Origin of the sequence: Microbacterium sp. Ag1 (assembly GCF_001005635.1) — a bacterium.
Lineage (GTDB): Bacteria > Actinomycetota > Actinomycetes > Actinomycetales > Microbacteriaceae > Microbacterium > Microbacterium oxydans.
In genome coordinates this window covers 253,274-277,881 of the sequence record NZ_LBCR01000031.1, presented here as the reverse complement: position 1 = coordinate 277,881, position 24,608 = coordinate 253,274, and the positions used below count along the sequence as shown (strand labels likewise).

Annotated in this window: 22 protein-coding genes; 6 read left to right on the top strand and 16 right to left on the bottom strand. The window is 67.0% G+C overall.

Features of this window, described 5'->3' with window-relative positions; translation table 11 throughout:
• The first annotated feature begins 90 nt into the window (after positions 1–90).
• Positions 91–336 carry a hypothetical protein gene (locus AAY78_RS13085; RefSeq protein WP_046748712.1) on the top strand — a complete coding sequence of 82 codons (246 nt, stop codon included), beginning with the start codon at positions 91–93 and terminating at the stop codon, positions 334–336.
• A gap of 14 nt (positions 337–350) precedes the next feature.
• On the opposite strand, the gene AAY78_RS13080 is transcribed toward AAY78_RS13085, so the two are convergent.
• From AAY78_RS13080 to AAY78_RS13070, 3 genes are read right to left on the bottom strand one after another with little or no spacing between them, the layout of a single operon-like run.
• The gene (locus AAY78_RS13080) at positions 351–1,985 is read right to left on the bottom strand and encodes a fucose isomerase (RefSeq protein WP_046748711.1); all 1,635 of its coding nucleotides are present in this window, start codon (positions 1,983–1,985) and stop codon (positions 351–353) included.
• A complete protein-coding gene (locus AAY78_RS13075) occupies positions 1,982–4,549 on the bottom strand; it encodes a GH116 family glycosyl-hydrolase (protein WP_046748710.1) in 2,568 nt (855 codons plus the stop codon). Before AAY78_RS13075 ends, AAY78_RS13080 begins: the two co-directional genes overlap by 4 nt.
• On the bottom strand, positions 4,546–6,039 hold the full coding sequence (locus tag AAY78_RS13070) for an FGGY-family carbohydrate kinase (protein WP_046748709.1): 1,494 nt from the start codon (positions 6,037–6,039) through the stop codon (positions 4,546–4,548). Before AAY78_RS13070 ends, AAY78_RS13075 begins: the two co-directional genes overlap by 4 nt.
• A gap of 195 nt (positions 6,040–6,234) precedes the next feature.
• Here AAY78_RS13070 and AAY78_RS13065 point away from each other — a divergent pair, with 195 nt between their 5' ends.
• The gene (locus AAY78_RS13065; RefSeq protein ID WP_046748708.1) at positions 6,235–6,555 is read left to right on the top strand and encodes a hypothetical protein; all 321 of its coding nucleotides are present in this window, start codon (positions 6,235–6,237) and stop codon (positions 6,553–6,555) included.
• On the opposite strand, the gene AAY78_RS13060 is transcribed toward AAY78_RS13065, so the two are convergent.
• Positions 6,552–7,535, bottom strand: a complete 984-nt coding sequence (locus tag AAY78_RS13060) for a LacI family DNA-binding transcriptional regulator (protein ID WP_046748707.1) — start codon at positions 7,533–7,535, stop codon at positions 6,552–6,554. The two genes, AAY78_RS13065 and AAY78_RS13060, sit on opposite strands and share 4 nt — an antisense overlap.
• Before the next feature lie 103 nt (positions 7,536–7,638).
• Between AAY78_RS13060 and AAY78_RS13055 the strand changes: the two genes are divergently transcribed.
• Positions 7,639–8,772, top strand: a complete 1,134-nt coding sequence (locus AAY78_RS13055) for a glycoside hydrolase family 172 protein (RefSeq protein ID WP_046748706.1) — start codon at positions 7,639–7,641, stop codon at positions 8,770–8,772.
• Positions 8,773–8,784: 12 nt separating this feature from the next.
• On the opposite strand, the gene AAY78_RS13050 is transcribed toward AAY78_RS13055, so the two are convergent.
• The 6 genes from AAY78_RS13050 to AAY78_RS13025 form a co-directional block, all read right to left on the bottom strand.
• Positions 8,785–9,225, bottom strand: a complete 441-nt coding sequence (locus tag AAY78_RS13050) for a DoxX family protein (RefSeq protein WP_046748705.1) — start codon at positions 9,223–9,225, stop codon at positions 8,785–8,787.
• 109 nt (positions 9,226–9,334) lie between these two features.
• Entirely contained in the window at positions 9,335–10,435 is a 1,101-nt protein-coding gene (locus AAY78_RS13045; protein ID WP_052748778.1) for a DUF4185 domain-containing protein, read from the bottom strand.
• A gap of 57 nt (positions 10,436–10,492) precedes the next feature.
• Positions 10,493–11,386 (bottom strand): carbohydrate ABC transporter permease, encoded by an 894-nt coding sequence (locus tag AAY78_RS13040; protein ID WP_046748704.1) that lies wholly within the window; start codon positions 11,384–11,386, stop codon positions 10,493–10,495.
• Positions 11,386–12,312 carry a carbohydrate ABC transporter permease gene (locus tag AAY78_RS13035; RefSeq protein WP_046748703.1) on the bottom strand — a complete coding sequence of 309 codons (927 nt, stop codon included), beginning with the start codon at positions 12,310–12,312 and terminating at the stop codon, positions 11,386–11,388. Before AAY78_RS13035 ends, AAY78_RS13040 begins: the two co-directional genes overlap by 1 nt.
• 71 nt (positions 12,313–12,383) lie before the next feature.
• Complete coding sequence (locus tag AAY78_RS13030; protein WP_046748702.1) at positions 12,384–13,751, bottom strand: ABC transporter substrate-binding protein; 1,368 nt, start codon at positions 13,749–13,751, stop codon at positions 12,384–12,386.
• 155 nt (positions 13,752–13,906) lie between these two features.
• Positions 13,907–15,067 carry a DUF4185 domain-containing protein gene (locus tag AAY78_RS13025; protein WP_046748701.1) on the bottom strand — a complete coding sequence of 387 codons (1,161 nt, stop codon included), beginning with the start codon at positions 15,065–15,067 and terminating at the stop codon, positions 13,907–13,909.
• 68 nt (positions 15,068–15,135) lie between these two features.
• Here AAY78_RS13025 and AAY78_RS13020 point away from each other — a divergent pair, with 68 nt between their 5' ends.
• Positions 15,136–16,068, top strand: a complete 933-nt coding sequence (locus AAY78_RS13020; protein ID WP_046748700.1) for a hypothetical protein — start codon at positions 15,136–15,138, stop codon at positions 16,066–16,068.
• Between the two features lie 66 nt (positions 16,069–16,134).
• Here AAY78_RS13020 and AAY78_RS13015 read toward each other — a convergent pair whose 3' ends face one another.
• The 6 genes from AAY78_RS13015 to AAY78_RS12990 all read right to left on the bottom strand — a co-directional run bounded on the left by AAY78_RS13015 (position 16,135) and on the right by AAY78_RS12990 (position 22,565).
• Positions 16,135–16,548, bottom strand: a complete 414-nt coding sequence (locus AAY78_RS13015; RefSeq protein WP_046748771.1) for a heat shock protein transcriptional repressor HspR — start codon at positions 16,546–16,548, stop codon at positions 16,135–16,137.
• 142 nt (positions 16,549–16,690) lie between these two features.
• Entirely contained in the window at positions 16,691–17,674 is a 984-nt protein-coding gene (locus AAY78_RS13010) for a DnaJ C-terminal domain-containing protein (protein WP_046748699.1), read from the bottom strand.
• A gap of 7 nt (positions 17,675–17,681) precedes the next feature.
• A complete protein-coding gene (locus AAY78_RS13005; protein WP_046748698.1) occupies positions 17,682–18,338 on the bottom strand; it encodes a nucleotide exchange factor GrpE in 657 nt (218 codons plus the stop codon).
• Positions 18,339–18,340: 2 nt separating this feature from the next.
• Positions 18,341–20,206: a molecular chaperone DnaK gene (gene dnaK, locus AAY78_RS13000; protein WP_045263917.1), complete on the bottom strand. Its 1,866-nt coding sequence runs from the start codon at positions 20,204–20,206 to the stop codon at positions 18,341–18,343.
• A gap of 162 nt (positions 20,207–20,368) precedes the next feature.
• Positions 20,369–21,706 carry an HNH endonuclease signature motif containing protein gene (locus tag AAY78_RS12995; protein WP_046748697.1) on the bottom strand — a complete coding sequence of 446 codons (1,338 nt, stop codon included), beginning with the start codon at positions 21,704–21,706 and terminating at the stop codon, positions 20,369–20,371.
• A 109-nt stretch (positions 21,707–21,815) separates the two neighbouring features.
• Entirely contained in the window at positions 21,816–22,565 is a 750-nt protein-coding gene (locus AAY78_RS12990; protein WP_046748696.1) for a phosphotransferase, read from the bottom strand.
• A gap of 117 nt (positions 22,566–22,682) precedes the next feature.
• On the opposite strand from AAY78_RS12990, the gene AAY78_RS12985 reads away from it, so the two are divergent.
• Together AAY78_RS12985 and AAY78_RS12980 are read left to right on the top strand one after the other, a co-directional pair.
• Positions 22,683–23,483 carry a MerR family transcriptional regulator gene (locus tag AAY78_RS12985; protein WP_046748695.1) on the top strand — a complete coding sequence of 267 codons (801 nt, stop codon included), beginning with the start codon at positions 22,683–22,685 and terminating at the stop codon, positions 23,481–23,483.
• A 129-nt stretch (positions 23,484–23,612) separates the two neighbouring features.
• Positions 23,613–24,563 (top strand): NAD(P)/FAD-dependent oxidoreductase, encoded by a 951-nt coding sequence (locus AAY78_RS12980; protein ID WP_046748694.1) that lies wholly within the window; start codon positions 23,613–23,615, stop codon positions 24,561–24,563.
• Positions 24,564–24,608 lie beyond the last annotated feature (45 nt).

Genomic DNA, 24,608 nt, shown 5'->3' with positions numbered 1-24,608 from the left:
CCACGCCATTCGCTCCACAGCCACCGGGATGACAGCACGCCACGACCGGAATACCGTGACAACCTTGCCCTCCGGAATCAGACTGGAGGCATGCGCTTGGACGATCCGCAGGTATGGACTCTGATCGGCGTTTTCGCAGCAGTGATGCTGGGCGGCATGACGCTGATGACGACGCAGCTCAGCCGGGTGATCCGCGCCGAGGTCGACCGCGTCGAAGGCACGCTCTCGGCCCGGACCGATGGGCTCCATGCCCGGCTCGACCGCATCGAGACCAAGGTCGACGACCTCGACAGGGAACTCACGAACCTCGCGACCCGCTTCTGGCGATCGCAGTGACGTGCAACGACCGATCAGATCGTCACGTCTCCCACCAGGTTGACCTTGATCCCCATGCCGTCGAACATCGCGGCCTTCGCGATCAGGGCCTTGTCCGCGGTCTCGGCGTCGGGCGCGTAGACGAGCTGCGCGTGGTTCGCCTTGTGCCGTGCCATGAACTGGTCGCGCGAGACGCCGTGCAGCACCACGTGGGCGATCGGCCACTCGGGGTTCGTGGCATCCTTCCGCCGCTGGGTCTCCTCCGCCGGCAGCTCGACCACCGACGCCCGGAAGATGTCGGCCTGCAGGATGCCCTCGGCGATGAACACTCGGGAGAGCACGACCTCGCCGGGCTTCGAGACGCCGTTGATCGTGGCGCCGCCCGCGGGGAAGAACACATGACCCTGCCGCCATCCCTCCGCGTGCTGCCAGCCCCCGAGGTGCGATGCCGGCACCGACCCTGAGATCTCGTAGACCCAGACGAACTGTCCGTCGTAGTCCTCGCCCCAGCGGACGTCGTGCAGCGTGTTGTCGGGCACGAGCCCCATCGCGCGCCACACCCGGTCGGTCACGAGCGCGTCCACGGCGACGCCCTCGTCGGCCTCGTTGAAGTGCGGGAAGGCCCGTCCCTCGTGCAGAACGCGAGAGCCGTCGCGCGAGGTCACCGGCGGTCGCTCGGTCGAGTTCAGAATGCCCTCGGCCAGGTCTGAGGCGGGCACCAGGTCCTTCAGCCCCTGCTGGTACTGGATGCCGACCGCGTCGAGTCCGAAATCGTCGGCGATGCGGAGCGCGGCGATGTACATCTTCAGCTGCCACTGCACCTGGTCGCGGGTGAGCTCGGTGACGCCGTCCTCGCCGTAGCGGAACGTCATCCCCGCGTCGATCAGCCAGTCGTAAGCGGCATCGGCCTCGTCTTCCGTGACGTCGAGCATCTCGGCGTACAACGCCGACTGCGAGAGGCGCTCCTTGTAGATGCCGGTCGGGTTGAGCAGCTCGTCGTCGAAGATCGCGTTGTACATGCCCATGCAGCCTTCATCGAACACGCCGATGATCGCCTTCTCGGAGAGCAGCTGTGCCGCGAGCGCTTCGCCGAGCTGCTTCTCCGGGCTGTCCGGCAGTGCGGGCAGCGATCGGACGTGCGAGCTGTCGTGCGTGATGGCGCCGGACTCCGTCCATTCCTTGATGCCGTCGGTGAACCACTCATCGGCGAAGTCGACGGACCAGGTGGTCGCGTAGGGCTTGCCCATCTTGGTCAGACCCGCGTTCAGCCCGAGAAGGCCGACGAGGCCCGGCCAATCGCCGGCGAAGTTCGCGACCGTGAGGATCGGCCCCTCGTGGGATCGCAGTCCGGCGAGCACATGGTGCGAGTACTGCCAGTTGGCGATCGCGACGATGAGCGGCGCGTCGACGGGGATGCGCGTGAACACCTCGAGGCCCATGCGCTGGCTCGAGATGAATCCGTGCCCGGTCTCGGGGTCGACGCCGAAGGGCCGGACGACCTCCCACCCGAGGGCGTTCAGCACTCCGGTGACGCCGGTCTCCAGCTCGACCTGGGTGGGCCACCCCGCCACGTTCGCCGACTCACGAAGGTCTCCGGACGTGATGAGATACGCGGTCTTCGGAGCGGTCGTCGGGCGGGATGCCGTCGTCGGCAGGGTGTAGGTGGTCATGATGCCTCCGGGGTTGGGGTCGGGGTGAGCCGGGAACGATGCGTATCCCCGGCTCGGAGTCGGATGTCGCGGCCGACGGTCCGGCCGCGCAGCCGCAGGTCTGCGACATCGAGCGTGCCGCCGTCGAGATGGATGGCCAGCTCATGCTCGTCGATCTCGACACGCCCCCAGCCGGTTCCCGTGGTGAACAGGCTGCGGAGATCACCGCCGGTCGCCGGAGCGAAGGAGAGCTCGCCGCTTGGGGCATCCCACTGCACACCGCTCGCTCCGAGCAGAAGCGCCCACGACGCGAGCGATCGTGCGTAGTGGTTGCCGCATTCGATCTCGTTCCACGGACTGCGGTGACGCCCGTCATACCGCCCGCGCAACGAACGCTCGACGAGGATCGCGTCATCGACGCGGCCGGCATAGAGAAGCGAGGCCGCGACCTGATGCTCGACTCCCGTCCACACCTCGTCGGAGTAGACGAAGGGGATCGCCGGGCGTCCACCGTGCGGCCAGGATGCGAGCAGGAGCCCACCTTCGTCGTTCAGGGCGTAGACGCGCTGCGTGCTCTCGTGCGCAGACAGGTCGTCACGGTGATTGTGCGCCACGATCGCGGCAAGCGCCGAATCGACTCGTTCCGGGGGAAGAATGTGCCCGAGGCCGTTCACGAATGCGTGGAACTGCCCGAGGAGCTGATCCGACAGCACGCCATCGCCGTACTGGTACCGGTGCGCGTCGGCATCGCCGATCACCTGGCGGTAGTACTCACCGTTCCACAGCGTCTCGTCCATCGCCGCGGCGACATGGTCCGCTCGAGCCGACCATGCCTCCGCCCGCCGGTCCTCACCGAGATGGGCAGCCATGCGCGCACCCGCCCGGAGCGCCGCGAGGTACACGCCGTTCGCGAGGGGCTCTGCCCCGTGGAACTCGATGTCGTAGGTGTTGTGCATCTCCCCGTCGAGGAGCCCGTCTCCGTCGCGATCCCATTCCCTGATCGCGTAGTCCAGGGTGCGAGCCGCTGCGGGCCACAGTTCACGCAGGAAGTCGTCTTCTCCGCTGAAGCGCCATTCCCGGTGCAGGCGGAGCAGAGTGCCGAGCTGTCCGTCGACGGCCGGACCCATGAACCAGGAGGGACCTCCGAAGACGCGGTTGCCGCGGAACTTCTGCGCCCCGGACTCGTCCGTCTCGAGCAGATACTCCACCCGCCGAGCACTTCTTTCGAGCGAGGGGAAGAGCCAGGCGAGGGTCTGCGCATACGACCACACGTGGGTACAGGTTCCCTCGCACGAGCCGCCGTGATCGAAAGATCCCTCCCACGCCGCGAACACCGGTCCATCGCCCAGCTCGGAGTTCGGGGATTCGATGACGAAGCCGGTCGTGGAACGGGCGGCCGCGATGTTCGCTCCGATCGCATCGATCAGCACCGGATCGAGACTCCCGCCGTACAGCGCCTCGACGAACGCATCCGTCGTCTCCTCGAGCTCTGCGAGGTGCGCGTGCACGTGGGCAGCGGCGGCCCAGGCATCCGGCCACAGCGTCGCGTAGTGGTTCCGCACGATCTCGTCGAGGTTCGGGTCGGCGAACACGATATGCCCGTTCCACCCACGACGACGATTCGGGAAGCTCCACGACAGCACGAACTCGAAGTCGCGGCTCTCACCGGGAGCGAGGACGTGCACGATGCCGAGCGAGCCGGTGCGCAGACGGGGAAGCTTCGCCAGCATCTCCGCTTCGGTCAGCGGCGCGGCGTCCGGGTCGGCATCGGGTTCGGCGAAGAGCCCTCTGGGCCGATCCTCCAGCGTGAGCCTCGGCTCCGCCGCGAGCAGCCCGTCGTCAGTCAGATCGTTCCAGAACAGCCGTGCACCGTCGGGCCAGTAGCTGGTGACCCACTGCGGCTTGGCGGTCGTGGCCGCATCCGTCGTGGTGAGGCTCAGCGTCCCGTAGCCGAAGTCATCCTCGGGCAGATCCACCCCGAAGTCGAGTCCGCGCACCTCGCCGTCGTCGCGCCAGCGCACCGTCTGCGTCGCACGCATCCCCCATGGCGCATCCGGCCCCGGGGTGCCACGCCCCGCCGTGTGCGAGATGCTGCCCACGACCGTGACCGCCACCGGGACCGACCCAGGGTTCGTCACGCGGTAACGCAGCACCGCTGCCGGGATGCCGGACTCGTCCGCGTCGAGAGGCACCAGGGGTGTGAAGGCGTGCAGCGAGACTTCGACCGGCAGGACGGCGTCGCTGAAGTCGACGTCGACCACCGGGTACTCGCCGTGCAGCGTCGCGGCATCGAGTCGCGGGAGGCCCGCGAGCTGGTCGAACGCGTAGCCCGCGTCTGCATCGTGACGCCCGCCGAGCCGCGCTTCGAGCACTCGGGTGACCGCGTCGCCGCCCTCCGGAGCCGCGTGGATCGCGAAGAAGGAGTGCGGGTTGCGACGCCCCTTGTCCGGAAGGTTCTCGAGCTCCCAGTCGCGCAGCTCTCCCCTGGCACCGATCGACACATTGCCCGTCCCGATGCCTCCCAGCGGGAACGCCGTCGCCTGCGACGTGTGCGGGATACCGCGGGCGCGCCGTTCGCGGGTCATGCGGATGCTCCACGCTGCGTGTCTGCGAGTTCGTGCACGACGTCCTTCGAATCCGCGTAGAGGCGCACGTATCTGTCGAACAGGTCGTCGTAGGCCGGGCGCAGCGCCTCATCAGGCCGGATCGTCTCCGCGACGGGGTTCCAGTCCGTGATCACCGGCGTCTCGTCAGGCGCGGCGATCGCGGTCGCGGCGAGGAAGGCCGCACCGTAACTCGCGCCGATCGTCGTCTGCGGCACCTCCTGCACGAGACCTGTCACATCGGAGACCACCTGCAGCCAGAGCCGCCCCTGGGTGCCCCCGCCCACCGCGACGATCCGACGAATGTCGGCACCCGCCGCGCGCATGGTCTCCACGTTGTGGCGCACGCCGAGCGCCGTGGCCTCGAGAGCGGCACGATAGAGGTCGCCTCGCGTGTGCTCGAGCGTGAGTCCGGCGATCACGCCCCGGGCATCAGGGTCTTGGATCGGGGTACGCTCCCCGGCGAAGTACGGCAGCACGAGCAATCCCCTCGCACCGGGTGGAGAGAGCTCCGCCTCTGCCAGCAGCTCGGGGTAATCCGCCCCGGTCAGATCCTTCAACCAGGCGGTCAGCGCGCCGGACGTGGAGAGCCCGCCCGCGAGGTTGCGTGTGCCGGCGAACGCTCCCGCAGTGGTCCACATCGACGGGGTGCGCAGAGTCTCCGCCCCCGTCGCGACCAGGAACATCGTCGTCCCGTACATGAGCATGAGGTCGCCGACCTCGTGCGCGCCGACGCTGACCGCCTCCGTCCAGGCGTCGATGCTGCCCGTGATCACGGGTGTTCCCGCCGGGATGCCGGTTGCCGCTGCCGCGGCGGCGGTGACCTCTCCTGCCAAGTCGCCCGCCCAGAGCAGTGCGGGCTGCTCGATACCGCCCGCGTACAGCTCCCACCACGGCCCGTACCAGCTCTCGGCCTCGATGTCGTAGAACGGCGAGACCTGACTCGCGGACTGGTGGTCGAGCACATACGCCCCGGTGAGGTTCCTGGTCAGCCACGACGCCGGCATGAAGAGGCGTCGCGCACGCGCCAGGGCCTCCGGCTCCTCATCCCCGATCCAGGCGATCTTGGGGCCACCCGCCTGCGAGGTGAGCGTCGATCCGCCGACGCGCGTGATCTCCTCGATGCCGAGGTCGGCCGTCATCCGATCGATCTGCGCCGTCGAGCGTGTGTCGACGCCATAGAGGATGGCGGGACGCACCGGGCGGTCATCCTCGTCGGCGAGGAGGATGCACGGCCCCATCCCGCTCACACCGACTCCGACCACCTCGGCATCGGGCACCGTCTCAAGCAGCTCGCGAGAGATCGAGACGAACTCGTCCCACCACACGTCGCCGTCCATCTCGACCCAGCCGGTGTGGGGGCGGCGGACCTCGTGCGCACGGCTCGCCGACGCGATGATCGTGCCGTCGACCCCCACCAGCACGCCTTTGCTGCTGGACGTGCCGATGTCCACCCCGAGGGTGCAGCGCATGGTGTCCTCCTTGAAACCGGGCACAGAATCTGAAACCTGTGGCCACTTTATGCGAAATCGATTTCACATAGCAAGAAGATCCGACCTTTCCTGCACGATCTGCGGGGAGCGCGCGCTCTCCACTCTTCACGGGCTCGAGCCCGAGCCGCACTGGAATACCGTGACAATCTGAGGACTCCCCCGCAGGATGGAGCCATGCAGATGAACGAACCCCAGGTCTGGACTCTGATCGGCGTGTTCGCTGCCTTCATGCTGGGGGCGCTCACCGTCCTCATCCGCCAGAACGACAAGATGACATCGTCCCTCCGGCGCGAGCTGGGATACCGGTTCGAGACGATGGAGACGAAGCTCCAGGCAATGGAGACGAAGTTCGAGGCGATGGACGCGAGGGTCGACACCCGATTCGACGCTCTGGAGGCGACGTTCGACGCGCGACTGGGCTCTGTCGATCGACGACTCGAAGAGCTCGACAAAGAGGTCGCCCACCTGGCGACCCGCTTCTGGGGCTCCCGCTAGACCCGCTGGCTGGCGGGTTGGATCTCGTTGCGCAGCACCACGGTGCGCGAGGGCTGCCGGTCGCCCTTGATGCGCTCGAGCAGCATCCGCGCCGCCGTCACACCCATGTGGCGCGCCGGCAGGCGAACGACGGTGACGGCGGTGGGAGACAGCGTCGTGAAGGGCAGTGACCCGATCACGGCGACACCGACCTGCGGCGGAGTGAGCCCGTGCTCGGTGAGCACCTGGATGGCGCCGACGCCGATGAGGTTGTTCCCGGCGACCACGGCATCGGGCGGCTCGGGAAGCGCGAGGAGCTCCTCCATAGCGGCACGGCCCCCCTCCACGCGGAACGTCGCGAATCGTGCGAGCTCGTCGAGGTCGAGGTCGGGCTGAGCCGCAGCGAGCACGGAGCGCCATCCTGCGGCTCGCTCCGCCGCGGTATCGATGTGCTCGGGCCCGCCGATATAGGCGATGCGACGATAGCCCGCGTCGATCAGATCCTGCGTCGCGGACGTGCCCGCTGCACGGTTCGCCATCACGACACCGTCGATGTCGTACGTGGTGCTGCGGTCGACCGCCACGACGGGACGCCCCGTCGCGAGGATGCCCTCGAGGTTGGATCGCTCGTCGGCGGTCGCGATGATGATCCCCGACATGTGCTCGGAGATCGCGATACGGAGGTATGTCGCCTCCTTCTCCATCTGCGCGTCGGAGTTGCACAGGACGACCGAGTAGCCCGCCTCGGAGGCGACGTCTTCGACCCCTCGCGCCATCTCCGTGAAGTAGGGGTTCTCGATGTCCGGGATCACGAGCGCGATGACCTCGGAGCTCTGGCGTCGGAGTGTACGAGCCGTGCGATTCGGCGTGAAGTTCAGCCGGGCCGCGGCGTCGCGCACGGCGGCCACCTTCTCCTCGGACACGCTCGTGCCGTTGAACACACGCGAGACGGTCGCCGGGGAGACACCCGCGAGTTCCGCGACGTCATAGATCGTGGCCATGCACCCTCACTGCCTGCCCGGACGCGCCGGACGTGAAAGCAACAGTATCGCGCACACCTCGATTCTCTGGCGTTCTCATCTGAAATCGATTACATTGGCGCCCATGACTTCCTCTGCTTCTGATCTGGCATCCCTCGCAGCGCTGCGACCGGTGCAGACCCGATCGATCTCCCCCGAGAACTTCGACGGATCCGCTGGAGGCGGTGGCCGCGCGACCGAGGGCACGGGCGCGATGAACGCTCGTGACCTCGGTCCCGGTTGGAAGATCTCGCCCAGCATGGACATCAAGGCCGGCGAGACGCTCGAGCTCGCGAACATCACCGGTGCGGGCAAGATCACCCACCTCTGGATCACGACCCATACCGACAACTGGCGCACCCTGCTGCTGCGCGCATATTGGGACGGCGCCGACGAACCCGCCGTCGAGGTGCCGTACGGCGACTTCTTCTGCAACGCCTGGGGAGTCTTCGCGCAGGTGAACTCGCAGACGATCGCTGCGAACCCGCACGGCGGATTCAACTCCTACTGGCCGATGCCGTTCAAGGACGGCGCCAGACTGACCCTCGAGAACACCTCCGTCGTCGACGTGCGTGTCTACTACCAGGTGACCTACGAGGTCGGAGGCGACCACTCGAACGACGCGTACTTCCACGCGCAGTGGCGTCGATCGAACCCGCTGGCCGATCTCACCCCGCACGTGATTCTGGAGGGCGTCGAAGGGCAGGGTCAGTACGTCGGCACGTACATCGCCTGGGGCGTGAACTCCAACGGATGGTGGGGCGAAGGCGAGATCAAGTTCTACCTCGACGACGACACCGACTATCCGACGATCTGCGGCACGGGGACAGAGGACTACTTCGGCGGTGCCTGGAACTTCGACATCCCCGGCCAGGGCTACACGGAGTTCTCGACTCCCTATCTGGGCATGCCCCAGGTGATCCGTCCCGACGGGCTGTACGTGTCGCAGCAGCGCTTCGGCATGTACCGCTGGCACCTGCTCGACCCGATCCATTTCGCGACCGGTATCCCGAAGGTCGACATCCAGGCGCTCGGATGGCGCAGCGGTTGGCGGTACCTACCGCTGCGCGACGACATCGCCTCCACAGCACTGTTCTACCTCGACCGCCCGACCGCGCGGCGCCCGAAGACGCCGACGGCCGACGACCTGGAGGTGCACCTAGGCACAGCCCCGGTGCCGGACATCGGCGCCACTCCGCCCCGCGAGCCTCAGGACTGAGCGCGGCGGCTCTCAGGCGAGCCAGGCAGGGGCACGACCGCGAAGCAGGGTGCCGTCGATGGAGAAACGGCCGGCTCCCGTGAGCGCCAGCGCGAGCGCGGCGACACCGAGGACCGCGACGAACTCGTAGCCCCCGTCCCCGACCCACAGCCCGGCGGGGAGGTGCACGAGGAGAAGCGCCACCGCCATGTCGATGGTGAGCAGGATGCCGACCGGCCTCGTGAGGAATCCGATGATCAGAAGAATGCCGCCGACGAGCTCGAGGAACGCCACCAGCGGGGCGGCGATCTCGGCGAACGGCACTCCCATGCCTGCGAAGCTGCCGATGGTCCCGGGCAGCGTGAACTCGAAGATCTTCTGCGCGCCGTGGGCGGCGAAGATCGCGCCGACGACGACCCGGAGGGCCAGGAGGCCGGTCGAGGCGGCGGCAGAGGGGGCTTTGGTGTTCGTCATGAGGAGTTCTTCCTTCGTGGCAGGACACCCGCGCGCCAGGCGCGGAGCAGGGTCGTTCCCTGCTCCCCAAGCTAGGAAGCGTTGCTTTCGGTCTCCTGGACGCGCCCGCCTACACCAGCCCCTGCACGCGGAACTGCTCCGAGTGGTACACGCTGTTGTTGCCCGTGTTCCATTGGCTCACGCTGAGGTGCAGGTCCGACAGGGTCGACCCGGGGATGATGTAGCCGCCGTAGAGCTGCGCGACGTGCGAGGCATCTTCCGTGTTCCACTCGGTGCCGGTGAGGAGAGTGGTCTTCGTGGCCGTGTAGAGGTTGTCGGTCGGCGTGTTCAGGACCATCGCGTCGATCCGATACGCGCCGGAGTTGAACCAGGTGAGAATCCACTTCCCGCCGAGCGGTCGCAGGCACATCTCACCGAACTTGCCGCCGAGCACCTCGGTGACGGGCTTGCCCCACCCCCATGAACCGTTTGCGAAGCCCCACGGTTGATAGGCCGAGAGCGTCGTCATGTTGTTCGACGGCACCCGGTACAGCACGATGCCCTTGTCGCGCTGGAAGCCCGTGCCGTAGATGTACACGTAGCCGTCGTTGCCCTCGCCCCACGTGATGCACTGGAACTTGCCGCCCGCCATATCCGCGGGGAACTGCAGCCCCGTGTGCTGCCAGGACGCGCCGTTGTCGTCCGACTTCCAGAGTTCCGTCCAGCGCACGGCTCCGAACTGAGGGCCATTGACGATCGCGTGCAGATACATTCGCGATCCGACGGTGATCACATCGGAGGGGATCACTGTCGTGAAGTAGGCGTCGTGCGGGTAATACCAGAGCTGCGGAGCGACGCCCTGCGTGTTCGCTCCGGCACCCGCGCTCCCGTTGAACGTGACCCCCGCGGCGAGGTTCGTCGTCGAGGAGTAGAGAGCGACGGGGGAACGCCAGTTCGCGCCGCCGACACCATCGGCCCACGTGTCGCCGAACATGAAGAGCATCCGACCATCCGGTGTGCGAGCGGGGATCCCGAGATCCGTGGCCCCGATGCCGTACTGCACGGGGCTCTGCGTGCCTGCGAGCACCTTGACCCTCGTCACGGACAGTCCGGCGGCGGCCGCGGGAGCGGGCCGGCCGGTCGCAGCCAGGAACGCCGCTCCCGCTACCACCGCTCCCTGCAGGACGCCCCTGCGGCTGAGCCATGACTCCTGGTTCTGCTCGATCTCCATCGATCTCTCCTCTCGCTGCCGCCGGGTGGCGGGTGCCGGTGGTGCTGCAGAGTGCTGCTATTTCAGGCCTGCCATCTTGATATTGCCGATGATCTGACGCTGGAAGATGAGGAACAGGATGATCACCGGCGCTGCGGCGAGCACGGACCCGGCCATCAAGAGGCCGAGCTCGGTGCTGCGCTCGGAGCGGAACGTCGCCAGATACTGCTGGAGCACGAACCGCTCCGGCGAGGTGATCGTCAGGATCGGCCAGACGTACGAATTCCAGTACGCGAGGAACGCGGTGATCCCCATCACGACGAACGGCGGCTTCGACAACGGCAGGAAGATGCGTACGAAGATGCCGAAACGACCGCAGCCGTCGAGCATCGCGGCCTCTTCCAAGCTCTTGGGGATGTTCAGGTAGAACTGCCGGATGAAGAACACCATGCCGGCGCTCGCAAGCCCGGGGATCACCAGCACGGCCAGCGTGTCGAGCATGGAGAGGCGGGTGACCACGATGAAGCTCGTGAGCAGGATCGTCATGCCGGGGATGAACATCGTCGTGATCACGATCGCCCAGATCGTCTTCTTGAACCGGAAGTCGAGGCGTGCGAAGGCGTAGGCGGCGAGCGAGTTCACGGCGAGACTGCCCACGGTGAACAGCACGGCACCGAAGAACGTCCACAACAGAGTGCGCAGGAACGTCGGATCGGCCAGGATCTGCGCGTAGTTCTGCCAGAGCCACACCTCGGGGAAGAACTGGAAGGGGGTCTCCACGACCTCGGTCTTCGACTTGAAGCCGGCGATCACCATCCAGGCGAGCGGAAACAGCGACGCGATGACGAACAGCGCACCCAGGATCACCTTGCCGATGACGACGAGCCAGCCTCCGGCGCTGCGCGGCGGCCTGGTCGAGCGAGGTTCTCTGCCGGCGAGCACGATGCGCGTGGTCTCCTGCATGACGGCCATCAGTCCACCAGCCTCTCGGAGTTGACGAACTTGAAGACGAGGGCAGAGATCGTACCCAGCACCACGAACAGCAACAGCGCCGCGGCGATCGAGTAGCCGACGTTCACATCGTTGCGGAAGTGGTTGAAGATGAACAGGTTCGGCAGGGTCGTGGAATCCAGCGGACCGCCCTGGGTCATGACGAGGGGCAGTTCGAACTGCTGGATCGCGGCGACGAAACCGGTGATGAGCAGGTACAGCACCACGTTCTTCATCTGCGGGATGGTGATGTACGCGGTCTTCTGGCCCCAGTTGGCCCCCTCCATCGCCGCCGCCTCGTAGTACTCCGCCGGGATGTCGACCATCGCGGCGACCATGATCAGCGAGGTCAGTCCCATGCCCAGCCAGATCGCTGGGACCGCGATGGCGAGGAGCGCCCACTTGGGATCACCTATCCAGGCGATCGGCTCGATGCCGAAGGTACCGAGGAAAGCGTTGAGGAGTCCGCCGGAGTAGTTGTAGATCAGCACGAAGATGATCGACGCGATCACGGCGGAGATGATCGTCGGGATGTAGATGCTGACCTTCAGGAGGCTGGCCGCCCGTCGAGACACGGTCACGACGAGGCTTGCGAAGAGGAACGCCAGCACGAGCATGATCGGCACGGTGAGGAGCACGAAGGCGAAGCCGCGACCGATGGTCGCGAGGAACAGCGGATCCTTGAGCACGTTGGCGTAGTTGCGGATGCCGACGAACTCCGGGTCCTTGTAGAAGCTCCAGTCCTGGAATGACAGGTATCCGGCGTAGATGGCCGGCCAGATCACGAAGATCCCCAGCAGCACCACCAGCGGCAACAGGAACCAGTACGCGGTCCTGTTGTCGCGATAGCGGTAACGGTTCTGCCGCTGCCGGATCGCCCGGCGTTCCTGCACAGCCTGATTGGCCATATCCACCTCGTCGTGATCTCGTGTCCTTCACTGTTCGGGGGCCGGGGCCGACCCCCGAACAGTGAGCGACGTCAGTTCTTTGGTGCCTTGTCGGACAGCCCGTCGCGGTCGATGACGGTCTGGATCGCCGCATTCGCGGTCTTGATCGCGTCATCCACCGAGGCGGAGCCCTTCATCACGGATTCCATCGCCGTGCCGACGGCGAGATTGACATCCCAGGGGTAGGTGGAACCGGGGATGGCGTCCGGCGCGATGTCGTCGACGATGATGCTCGACCACGGAGCGTCAGCGGCCTCTTCGCTCGCCGCGACGGCATCCTGCACGGACTGACGCACCGGCACCTTGGTGAACTGTGTGTCGACGAAGAATGGGACGAGGTTCTGCGGCTCGCCGCCGATCGCCCAGGCGAGGAATTCGCCGGCGGCTTCGGGGGCCTTGCTCTTCGCGTCGACAACCCAGGTGAAGTTGCCCATCGTGGTGGCTGTGCGGCCGTCCGCATCCGACGAACTCGGGAAGGCACCGACGCCGGTCTTGCTGAGCAGGTCGGTGTAGTCCGAGCCGATCTCGGACATCATCCACGAACCGGACACCTTGAAGGCGACCTTCTGCTGACCGAAGTCCTCGCCTGCGACGTATGCCGCGAGAGGCTGCTTGGGCATGTATCCCTTGTCCCACAGCTGCTGGTACTGCTCCATCAGGCTCCGGTAGCCCTCGTTGTCGATGTCAGGGGCGGTCCAGTCGTCGGTGAGCGCCAGGTGTCCGGCGAAGTTGTACTGCTGTCCCACGGTCGACCACGCCATTGTCACCGCATCCTGCGCCGGCGAGATGCAGTACTGCCCGTCGGAGAGCGTCGGCTGGATTTTCGCGCAGGCGGCGAGGAGATCGTCCCATGTCGCCGGGGCGCTCCCTGAATCGACACCGGCAGCGTCCAACATGTCCTTGTTCCAGAACAGCACGGTCTGAGGCTCGAGCAGCAGTGGATAGGCATAGTGCGTGCCGTCGATCTCGGAGATCGATTTCGCGTTGTCGAGGATCTCGTCGAGGGCGTCCTTCGGGACGATGGAGTCGAGTTCGTGCACCGATCCGGCGTTCACGAGGTCGTAGAGGTTGGCGGAGCTGGTGTAGACGTCCGGGGCCTTGCCGGCGGCCTGGGCCGCCTTCATCTTCTGGTCCCACGCGTCGGCGGGCACCTCGGTATCGACGACCTTGATCTTGTCCTGCGAGGCGTTGAACTTCTTCACGATGTCGGCGTACCACTCGTTCTCCACAGGCGTGAACGTCCGGTGCCAGAACTGCACCGTGGTGACGCCGTCCTCTCCGCCGCCGTCGCCGGCAGACTCCCCCGGCGTGCCGGAACCGCACGCGGCCAGCATGACGCCGACCGTGAGCGCGCCCAGAGCGGCGATCGCGGCCCTGCGCGTACGAGTTGTGATTCTCATGGGTTCCTCCTCAAGAACGGACTCCTCATCGAGTCGCTGCGGTGATCTCGGCTGCCGCCGACGGGCCCCGGTCGCATCCCTGGATCGTCGGTGATCGGGTATGCGCCAGAGTAGGCGAAATCGATTTCATACGCAAGGCGTGATCCGTGCGTCGATCACTCTGCGCGCTCCAGGTCTGCGGAGAACCAGAAGACGTTGTACGGATCCCAGAGCGACAGCGTGAAGTAGATCCGACGTCCGCCGTCGCTCACGTATCGCGGATTCAGATACGGCGAGTACAACCCGGGATGGTCCTCGCGGGGAACGAGTTCGATCGCCTCGCCCCACGGGCCCCACGGCGTGACGCCCTCACGGATGTATGCCGAACCGGCATCCGAATAGGTCATGATCCAGCGGTCCAGATACGTCGACCACATCACCGAGAGCTCGCCGACCGTGCCTTCCAGAATCGTCTCGGCGTCGCGCAGGTCGTCGCTCCACTGCGGCGTCCCTCCTTCGAGACCTGCGAAGTACGAGTACTCCGACTGGTCTTCGACGGCTTCCTCGGTGGCCGGGACGCGCATCAGCTGAACACCACCGAATCGGCCGGACGGAATCGACCAGAAATAGATCCAGTCCGCGTCGCCGTCCCTCACCTCGGCCGTCGCGAACTGCACGAAGTTCGAGTCGCCCGGCCACTCCACGCCTTCGACAGGGCGCCATGTAGATCCGTGATCCCGCGAGACGACGAGGGCGGCGTAGTTGGAATCCCAGGCTCCAGGACTGCCCCAGAAACGCACCGACATGTACGAGACGTAGATCGCGTCTCCGACAGCGAAGCCGTAGGTCGGAATCTTCGTGACCTCGCCACCGGCGCCGTTCGCGTCGTGATCGCCTTCGATGAGGGGCGCGGCGAGGCCGACCTCATCCTCCAGCCACCCCTCGAACTCGATGCCGTCCGACGGGTCGTCGTCGGTTGTCCACGCAGCCACGTTCGAGCGCCAGAACCCGCCCTGCCCACCGATCGACCCGGGCTCACGTTCGCCGAACGTGTCGCCGAAGAAGAAGAAGGTCTTGTCACCGACGTTCACCATCGATCCGAGGTCGGTGCCCGCGACCGAGACCGACTCCGTGTCGTTCATGGCGCCCGGCCCCGTGAGCTGCGCGATCTCGGTGAGGCCGGACACCCCATCGAGCACGAACGGTTTGTCAGGATCGGGATCGACGATCACACCGCCCTCTCCACTGCACCCGACAACAGCGACGGCCAGAACGAGGGATACCGCCGCGGCCACTCGGCGGAAGACGACAGGAAGGAAGGCGACAGGGCGGGACATGATCCTCCTCGATCGACGTGATGCCTCGAATCTAGCGAAATCGATTTCAACACACTAGGGTCATCGACATGCTCGACTTCGCAACACCCCACTGGCTTCGGCCCTCTGGTGACGGCGCATCCGAGCCCCGGTGGGGGCCTGTCGGCGGGCTCCAGGTCGGAATCCCGCCGACACCGGGGCCGCGCGGGCTCCTGCGCGTCTTCACCCCCTACCTCGACCACCCCCACGAGCGGCTAATGAACTTCATCGCCGTGGAGCCGGTCCCGGAGGGCGCGACAGAACGGGGATTCTCAGAGATGGAGCCGAGCACGCTGGATCCCGGCAAGCAGGGCAAGAGGTTTTGGTCGGCGGACGATTCTGCAGGTGCGAACTCCATGCCGTCGACGTCCCCGGCCCGTGGACGGATCGGTACCGTCGAGGGCGTGGAGACGCTCACCGTCTGGATCGGCGTCGAACGCTTCGCCAACGGTGCGGATGTGAGTGTGAGGGTACGGTTCTTCGCCGACCGGCCGCACGAGGTGGAGGTCGCGGGGTTCACGAGGGCGACATCTGTGCCGCTCTCTCACCTGATCCTCACCGCGACGATGGGCAATTGGGCACGACTGCGGCTGCTGCACCTGGCGGACCGCGTGGTGTCGCCTGCCGAGCTGTGGCCGGAGTTCTCGGGCACCGCGTTCACCGCTCACGGCCGCTTTCCGCTCGCCGACCTGACCCGCGACGGGGAATCGGCGATGGTGAGCGCCACCGGCGACGAGGAGGAGCCCTGGTCCGTCGAGTACTCCGCTGATACCGCAGAACACTGGCGCTTCCTCGGTCGTCGAGCCGTGCAGACCTGGCGCGTGGATGACCCGCACCCGGCGCTCGAGGCAGTGGTCAACGCCCGCTGGTCCTATTGGGCGAGTTCTTCGCCGATCCCCGGGGGTCCCGCGTACGAGAACTTCGAGATCGTCGAACCGTTCCGCAATGGTGCGGCGTTCCGGTTCTCCGTGGAGCCGCTCTGATCGAGGCGCTGCCTCCAGGCGCTGCCTCTAGGCGCTGCCTCCAGGCGCTGCCTCTAGGCGCTGCCTCTAGGCGCTGCCTCGCGGGTCCCAGAGCACGACCTCGGTCGAGCGGCGCAGACGGCGACCGGTCGGCATGGGCACGACACCTGCGGAACCTGCGGCGAACACGCGCACCCCGGGGCGATTCTCCCGCTCGGTGCGCAGGGCGGCTTCGAGCACGGCGATCCGGTTGCGCAGCGCCCTGTTCTCGTCTTCGAGGTCGAGCAGACGAGCGATCGCGGGAAGGCTCACCCCTTCGGAGGAGAGCTGTGCGACCTCGCGCAGCTGCTCGATGTTGCGAGACGAATAGCGGCGCGAGCCGCCCGAGGTGCGGCCGGGGACGACGAGGCCGATGCGGTCGTACTGCCGCAGCGTCTGAGGGTGAAGGCCGGAGAGCTCGGCGGCGGCCGCGATCGCGAACACCGGGGTGTCGGCGTTCATCATCGATTCCCCTCTCCTCTCCTACCCGTGTCTCTTGTCGTACGCGCGGACTCAGGCAGAGGCGCCGGAACAGGCGCGTTCTTCACAGAACGGCCTGATCCGGCGCGAACGCCTGTCCCGGCGATGTGATCCCGACGGCTGCTCATCGCCGGGCCTTCGCCATCAACTCGGCTCGCGGGTTCTCGTCGGGCTCGAGCTCCTGGAACTTCTCCAGCGCCGCGCGTGCGGCCTCGTCGAGGTGCGTCGGCACCGCGACCTGGAGCTCGGCGAGCAGATCGCCCGTGCCCTTCGACGTCGCGACTCCGCGACCCTTGACCCGCAGCACCCGCCCTGAGGGGGTGCCCGGTGCGACGCGGAGCTTGACCACGTCGCCGCCGAGGGTCGGGACTTCGATGGTCGCCCCCAGGGTCGCCTCCGTGAAGGTCACGGGCACGACGACGCGCAGGTTGAGACCGTCGCGCGTGAAGACAGGGTGCGGGCGCACCGTGATCTGCACCACGATGTCACCGCTCTCCCCACCATCGGGCGAGGGCCGGCCGCGGCCGCGCAGACGGATCTTCTGACCGTCGGCGACACCGGCGGGGATCTTCACCTTGAACGGCTTGCCGTCTTCGCCCTGCAGCGAGATGGTCTCGCCCTGCACGGCGGTGACGAAGTCGAGCGTGGTGCGCGCGGTCACGTCAGCACCGCGCTGCGGGCCGCCGAAGCCGCGGTAGCCGCCGCTCGGCTGGCCGAAGCGCCCGCCGCCGAAGCTCGCACCCTGGCCCTGGTTGAACATCGCGAAGATGTCCTCGAAGTCCGCCGTCTGCCCTCGGCCCTGCTGGCCGAAACGGCTGAACACGTCTTCGAAGCCGCCTGCGCCCTGGCCGCCCGCCGTGAAGCGGGCACCGGAGCCCATGGCGCGGATCTCGTCGTACTCCTTGCGCTGTTCCGCATCGGAGAGCACAGAGTAGGCCTCGCTGATCTCCTTGAACTTCGCCTCGGCCTTGGCATCACCCTGATTGGAGTCCGGGTGATACTTGCGCGCGAGCTTGCGGTACGTCTTCTTCAGTTCCGCATCACTGACGTCCTTGGACACCCCGAGGGTCTTGTAGAAGTCCTTGTCGAACCAATCCTGGCTGGCCATCGATCACCTACCCTTCCGGGACGGCGACGACGACCTTCGCAGGGCGCAGCTCGACATCACCGAGACGGTAGCCCACCTCGACGACCTCGAGGATCGTGGTCTTCTCGGCGCCGGGCGTCGGCTGCTGGAAGATCGCCTCGTGACGCTGCGGGTCGAATTCCTCGCCCTTCTCGCCGTAAGCGACCACTCCGAGACGCTCCACGACCGTGCGCACCTTCTCGGCGATCACGGCGAAGGGCGTGCCCTCGACCAGATCACCGTGCTGGGCCGCGCGATCGAGGTCGTCGAGCACGGGGACCAGGCCCTTGGCGGCCTCGCCCTTCGCCCGCTCGATCTCGACCTGCCGCTGCTCTTCGGTGCGGCGACGGTAGTTGGCGTACTCGGCCTGCAGACGCTTGAGGTCGTTCAGCAGAGTGGACTCGAGGTCGGCGAGCACGGCGTCTTCCGCCGCGGCTTCGCCGGTCTGGGTCGCGCCGAGGATGTCGTCGACCGTCAGGTCGTCGGGAGCGCCGTCTGCCGGGGTCTCGTCCGAGCCCTCGGCGGCCTGCGCATCGCGGGAGTCCTGGTGGTGCGGCGCGGGGCCGGATGCCTGAGCATCCGACCCCTCGCTGCGACCTTCGGCGGACTCAGGATTCTGGTTCTCGTCGAAGTTCTTGTCGGTCATGGTTACTTCTTCTCGTCCTCGTCGTCGACGACCTCGGCGTCGATGACGTCCTCGTCGGAGGAGGGAGCGTCACCGGCCGGGGCCTCGCCGTCAGCCGAAGCGCCGGCAGCGGCATCCGCCTGCGAGGAGGCGTAGATGGCCTCGCCGAGCTTGGACTGCGACTGGTTGAGCTTGTCGAACGCGGTCTTCACAGCGTCGTCATCCTCACCGGCCAGAGCCGTCTTGAGCGCGTCGACGTCGGCCTTGACCTCGGTCTTCACGTCTTCGGGCAGCTTGTCGTCGTTCTCGGTGATCAGTTTGTCGATCGAGTACGCGAGCGTCTCGGCCTGGTTGCGGACCTCGGCGGCCTCGCGACGCGCCTTGTCCTCGGCCGCGTGCTCCTCGGCCTCGCGCACCATGCGCTCGATGTCCTCCTTCGACAGCGACGAGCCGCCGGAGATGACGATCGACTTCTCGGTGCCGGTGCCCTTGTCCTTGGCGGACACGTGCACGATGCCGTTGGCGTCGATGTCGAAGGTGACCTCGATCTGCGGGATGCCACGGGGAGCCGGGGCAATACCCGTCAGCTCGAACGTGCCGAGCGGCTTGTTGTCACGCGTGAAGTCACGCTCGCCCTGGAAGACCTGGATCGCGACGGACGGCTGGTTGTCGTCTGCCGTGGTGAAGGTCTCGCTGCGCTTGGTCGGGATGGCCGTGTTGCGCTCGATGAGCTTGGTCATCATGCCGCCCTTGGTCTCGATGCCGAGGCTCAGCGGGGTGACGTCGATGAGCAGGACGTCCTTGCGCTCGCCCTTGAGGACACCGGCCTGGAGGGCGGCACCGACCGCGACGACCTCGTCCGGGTTGACACCCTTGTTGGCGTCCTTGCCTGTCTCGCGCTTGACGAGCTCGGCGACCGCGGGCATACGCGTCGATCCACCGACGAGCACGATGTGGTCGATCTCGGACACCTTGATGCCGGCTTCGCGGATGACGTCCTCGAACGGCTTCTTGGTGCGGTCGAGCAGGTCCTTCGTGAGGTCCTCGAACTTCGCGCGGGTGATGGTCTCGGACAGCGACACGGGGCCGGAGTCGGTCAGCGACAGGTACGGCAGGTTGATGCTGGTCGACGTCGAGGAGGACAGCTCCTTCTTCGCCTGCTCCGCAGCTTCCTTGAGACGCTGCAGGGCGATCTTGTCACCCGAGACGTCGACGCCCGTGGTCTCCTTGAACTGCTTGATCAGGTAGTCGACCAGGCGCTGGTCCCAGTCGTCTCCACCGAGGCGGTTGTCACCGGCGGTGGCGCGCACCTGGATCGTGGAGAAGTCGTCGTCCTTGCCCACCTCGAGCAGCGAGACGTCGAACGTTCCACCACCCAGGTCGAAGACCAGGATGAGCTCGTCTTCCTTGCCCTTGTCGAGGCCGTACGCCAGAGCGGCAGCGGTCGGCTCGTTGATGATGCGCAGGACGTTGAGGCCCGCGATCTCGCCGGCTTCCTTGGTGGCCTGACGCTCGGCGTCGTTGAAGTACGCGGGGACCGTGATGACCGCGTCGGTCACCGTGTCGCCCAGGTACGCCTCGGCGTCGCGCTTCAGCTTCATCAGGATGCGCGCGGAGATCTCCTGCGGCGTCCACTTCTTGCCATCGACGTCGAAGGTCCAGTCGGTGCCCATGTGGCGCTTGACGGAAGCGATCGTCCGGTCGACGTTGGTGACGGCCTGGCGCTTCGCGGTCTCACCGACGAGCACCTCCCCGTCCTTGGTGAAGGCCACGACCGAAGGGGTCGTGCGGAAGCCCTCTGCGTTGGCGATGACCTTGGGCTCGCCACCCTCGAGGACGCTGACGACGGAGTTGGTGGTTCCGAGGTCGATACCGACAGCACGTGCCATGTGTTCTCTCCTTTGTTGGAAGTTCTCTTCGTGGGAAGTTCTCTGTGTCTCAGAAATCTGCGGCGATCAGGAAAACCTGAGTCGCGATGACTCAAGTGTACGTCGGTGTCGACGAGGAGTCAAATGAACTTGATATGAACTGGCTCAACTTTGAGAAACGGGTCAGAACGGGGCCACCGCGAGGTCTTCAGTGAAGGTGACGGTGTTCTGCAGGGGTGGCCGGTCGACGTAGACCCTGCCGGTCGGACTCGTCCAGGCGTAGACACCGGCACCCAGAGCTTCGACCATCCACGGAGAGTGGTGTTTGAGCATGTGATGGCGCCGGCAGAGGTGGCCGAGGTTCGATTCGCGAGTGGCTCCCCCGAGAGCGGCGTCGTGATGATGATCGATGTCGCAATCAGTGGAGGCATATCCGCAGGCGGGGAATCGGCAGCGCTGATCCCTCGCTCTCAGATGTCGCTTCAGATCAGACCCCGGACGATAGCGGTCGACTGCGAGAAGCGCGCCGGTGATCGGGTGGGTCAGCACTCGATCCCATCCGGAGGCCGCTCCGGCGAGCGCGCGAGCGGTCTCGAGGTCGATGGGAGTGCAGCCGTTCAACTCGGCCGACGCCCCGCCGCCTCTGATCAGGGTGGTGACGGGAACGGTGATCGACACCGCTCCACGGACACCCGAGAGGAGCCCCTCGGGAGCGTCGTGCCCGATCGGAGCACCCGCGAGAAGCAGGTCGAGGGCGAGGTCGGCACGGAGCTGAGCGACGGTGCGCGGATCAGAGGTGCACGGATCGGAGGTGCACGGATCGGCGGTGGGCGGATCGGTGGTGGCAGCGGCCGATTCCGGACCCGGAGGTTCATCCGCTCCCTGCACGATCTTGGCCATCTGCGTCAGCCGGTCGAAGACGCCGTGGACGAGCGTCGACGGCCCGAGCAGGCCCAGCTGCGACATCCCGTCGCCGACGTCTTTCACCCACACGGATCTCTTCTCCCGTGCGTCGAGGTGCCGGTCCTCGATCGACCGCGCCTGGAATCGTTCAGCCACCCGCCGAGCCATTCGGCCCACCCGCCCCGGAGACTCCGACTCGGCGAAGGCGATCACCTGCGTCGCATAGGCATCACGAGTCACCCCCTCATCGAGGTGCTCCCCGGCTTCGCAGATGACCCGGGCGTGCGCCGCACTGATGCGACCGGCGCCCTGCGCCTCCCAGACCAGCGGGAAGCGCTCCACGATCCATGCCGCGTCTGCCATCCGGCGCTGCACCGTCCGATCACTCACCCGCAGGGCGGCAGCGAACTCGGCAGCCACCGTGCGCGCCGACATGTCGCCGTGATCGGGATGCTCCGCCTGGTCGGCGACCTCGAGAGCGATCCGTGACCCCAACGCCAGGATGCCGTCGCGCGCGGCCTGCAGACTGCTGATCGTGCGCTCGACCTCGACGAGCATCTCGGTGAGCGCGGCGAGCGCGCCCACCTGCTCGATAGTCGCGTCAGTCAGTGCCGTCATACCTGCAGTGAATCAGGGGCCACCGACATTCGAAGCCCCAGATCACAGCTGAAAAACGATATATCGGAATGTGGTCGTCACAGCACCCGAGAGCACCCCGGAAAGCCGCTCAGTCACCGCCGAGCGCGCCGGCCCACACCGCTCGATGCTCTCGCACGTACCGCAGCGCGTTCGCCCAGTGGTCGCCGTGCCCGTCCACGTACATCGAGGCCCACGGCTCGTCGCCGACGGCGTGAGACCGTTCGAGCAGCGCGAGCATCGCCGCCGTCCGGTCCTCCATGCCGCGAGGCAGATCACGGCGCATGACATCGTCCGCCCGGTATCCATCGACCAGCGCAGCGAGATCCCGAGATGCATCCACCGGGTCTCGTTCGACATCCGACAGCGCGAACGCCTGTGCCGCGTAGGCGAGGTCCCAGAGCCGGGTGCTCGGAGCGGCGGCATCCCAGTCGATGAACACCCAGCGGTCGCCGACGACGAGGTTCCATGGCGCCAGATCGTTGTGGCAGACGAGCTCGCCACCGGGCGCGACGATCGCCGTCTCCCAGACCGCGTCCGCCTGCGGCGTGTAGCGGGTACTGGCGTCGTGGATCCCGCGGATCATCGAGCCGACGCGCCTCAGCTCGGCCACCGTCAGCCGCTCACCGTCCATGGCCAGGGTTCCCGGCACGAACTCCACGACGTGCCGGCCCCGTTCGTCGCGGCCACGCGGTTCCGGCGCATCGACCCCCGCCACCCGCATCGCCGCGACGAAATGATCGACGCTCGGAGTGGCCGCCGTCCACGCCTTGCGCACCGTGTCGCCGATGCGCACCACGGCCCCGCTCGCGTTCCCTCCGGCCAGCACCTCTTCGTCCACGCGTCGACGTTAGCGCGCCGATGCCCCCGCCGTCCCACCGCGATACTTGACCCCGAGAGTCATTTGACCCTCACACTCATTTGACCCTCACACAGTGGCAGGCGGGAGAACTGAGGCATGTTGTCCATCGGAGCGTTCGCGCAGATCGGCCAGGTGACCCACCGGATGCTCCGGCATTGGGACGCCGCCGGCCTGCTCATGCCCGCCCACGTGGACGAGTTCAGCGGCTATCGCTCCTACGATCCGTCACAGCTGGAACGGCTGCACCGGATCGTCGCCCTGCGCCAGCTGGGGTTCGGGCTCGATGACATCTCCGCGATCCTCGACCGTGGCGTCGATGCCGAGCGCATCGCCGCTCTGCTGCGGATCCGTCGCACCGAGGTCGAGCAGGAGCACCGCATCGCCGCAGAGAGACTCGTCGACGTGGAAAGGCGCCTCCACCTCATCGAGAGAGAGAATCACATGTCCCAGATCGAGATCATCGACAAGCCGCTCCCCGCCGTCCGCCTGGCCGCGATCCGCACCATCGTGGCCGACCAGCCCGCCGTCGCAGGTGTCGTCGGTCCCGCGTTCGACACTGTGGCGGACATCATCGGCGACGACCACTCCCTGGCGACCCCGATCGCGCAGTACGAGACCCTCGACGACGCCCTGCAGGTCATCGCCGGATACATCTATGCCGGGCCCGCACGGGAAGGTCTCGAGATCATCGAGCTGCCTCCGGCCGACGAGGCCGTGTGCGGCATCCACCTCGGCTCGATGGAGCACATCGCCGAGAGCTGGCACGCGATCCACACCGAGATCGTGGCCCGCGGCCTCACGCACGACGGCCCCTGCCGCGAGCTCTACGTGCGCGCCGTCTCCGACGACCAGTCGGACTGGGTCACGGAACTGCAGCAGCCCGTGCGGCGGGGCTGAGGCACACGGCGCCGCGGGCGTCGAACCGTGGCAGGATGAGAGTAAGGCGAGCCTTACCGGCCGCCCCGGCGGTGTCGCCCGGCAGACGCCGCGGCATGGATCCGTCCCTTTCTCGGAAGGACCGTGCGGATGAGATCTGCGGCGATGGATGGGAGCGAGAGCACCGATTACGACGTGCTCATCGTCGGCGGCGGGCCGGCCGGTCTGTCCGCCGCCCTCAACCTCGGCCGCGCGCTCATGCGCGTGCTGGTGATCGACGCCGATCGTCCACGCAATGCTGCGACCCTGCGGTCGCACGGCTTCCTCACCCGCGACGGCATCCCGCCGCAGGAGCTGCGCCGGCTCGCGAGGGAGGAGCTCTCGGCCTATCCGGATGTCGAGGTGCGACGGCGCACCCGCGTCACCTCGCTTCGCCCGAGCGACGGCGGGTTCGCGGCCGAGATCGGGCGCCGCGAGGCGGAGACGACGGTGACGGCACGCGCCGTGCTGCTCGCCACCGGCCTGCGCGAGACGCTCCCCGAGGTGCCGAACCTCCGTGGCTACTACGGCATGAGTCTGTTCAGTTGCGCCGCCTGCGATGCCTGGGAGCTCCGGAGTCGTCGCCTCGCCCTCATCGGTGAGGCACCGGACATCGCCGAACGTGCCCGCCTCATCGGTCGCCTGACCGAGAACCTCACGGTGTTCACCCACGGCGCGGATGTGGTCACGGCGGAGGAGGAGGTCGAACTCGCCGCCGCCGGGATCGCGCTACGCCGGGAACCCATCGTCGAGCTCGTCGGCGACCGAGGTCAGATCGAGAGCATCCGCCTGGCTGACGGCACGACGGTCGCCATCGACGGCGGATTCGTACGCCCCGAATGGCACAGCACGCTGTCGTTCCTCGAGGGGATCGCACCGGCGACGGATGACGCCGGGCATCTGCGCATCGATCGTTCAGGGCGCACGGACGTACCCGGACTTTACGCTGCAGGCGACGCGGCGGCTCCCGGACCGCAGCAGCTGATCGTCGCAGCAGGTGCGGGCGCTCGGGTCGCGGCGGTCATGGTGCACGACTCGATCGGCGTGGCCACCGCGCACTGAACGATCATCGGCGTGAGAGCGCAACGGGACCGGACTAGGCTGACC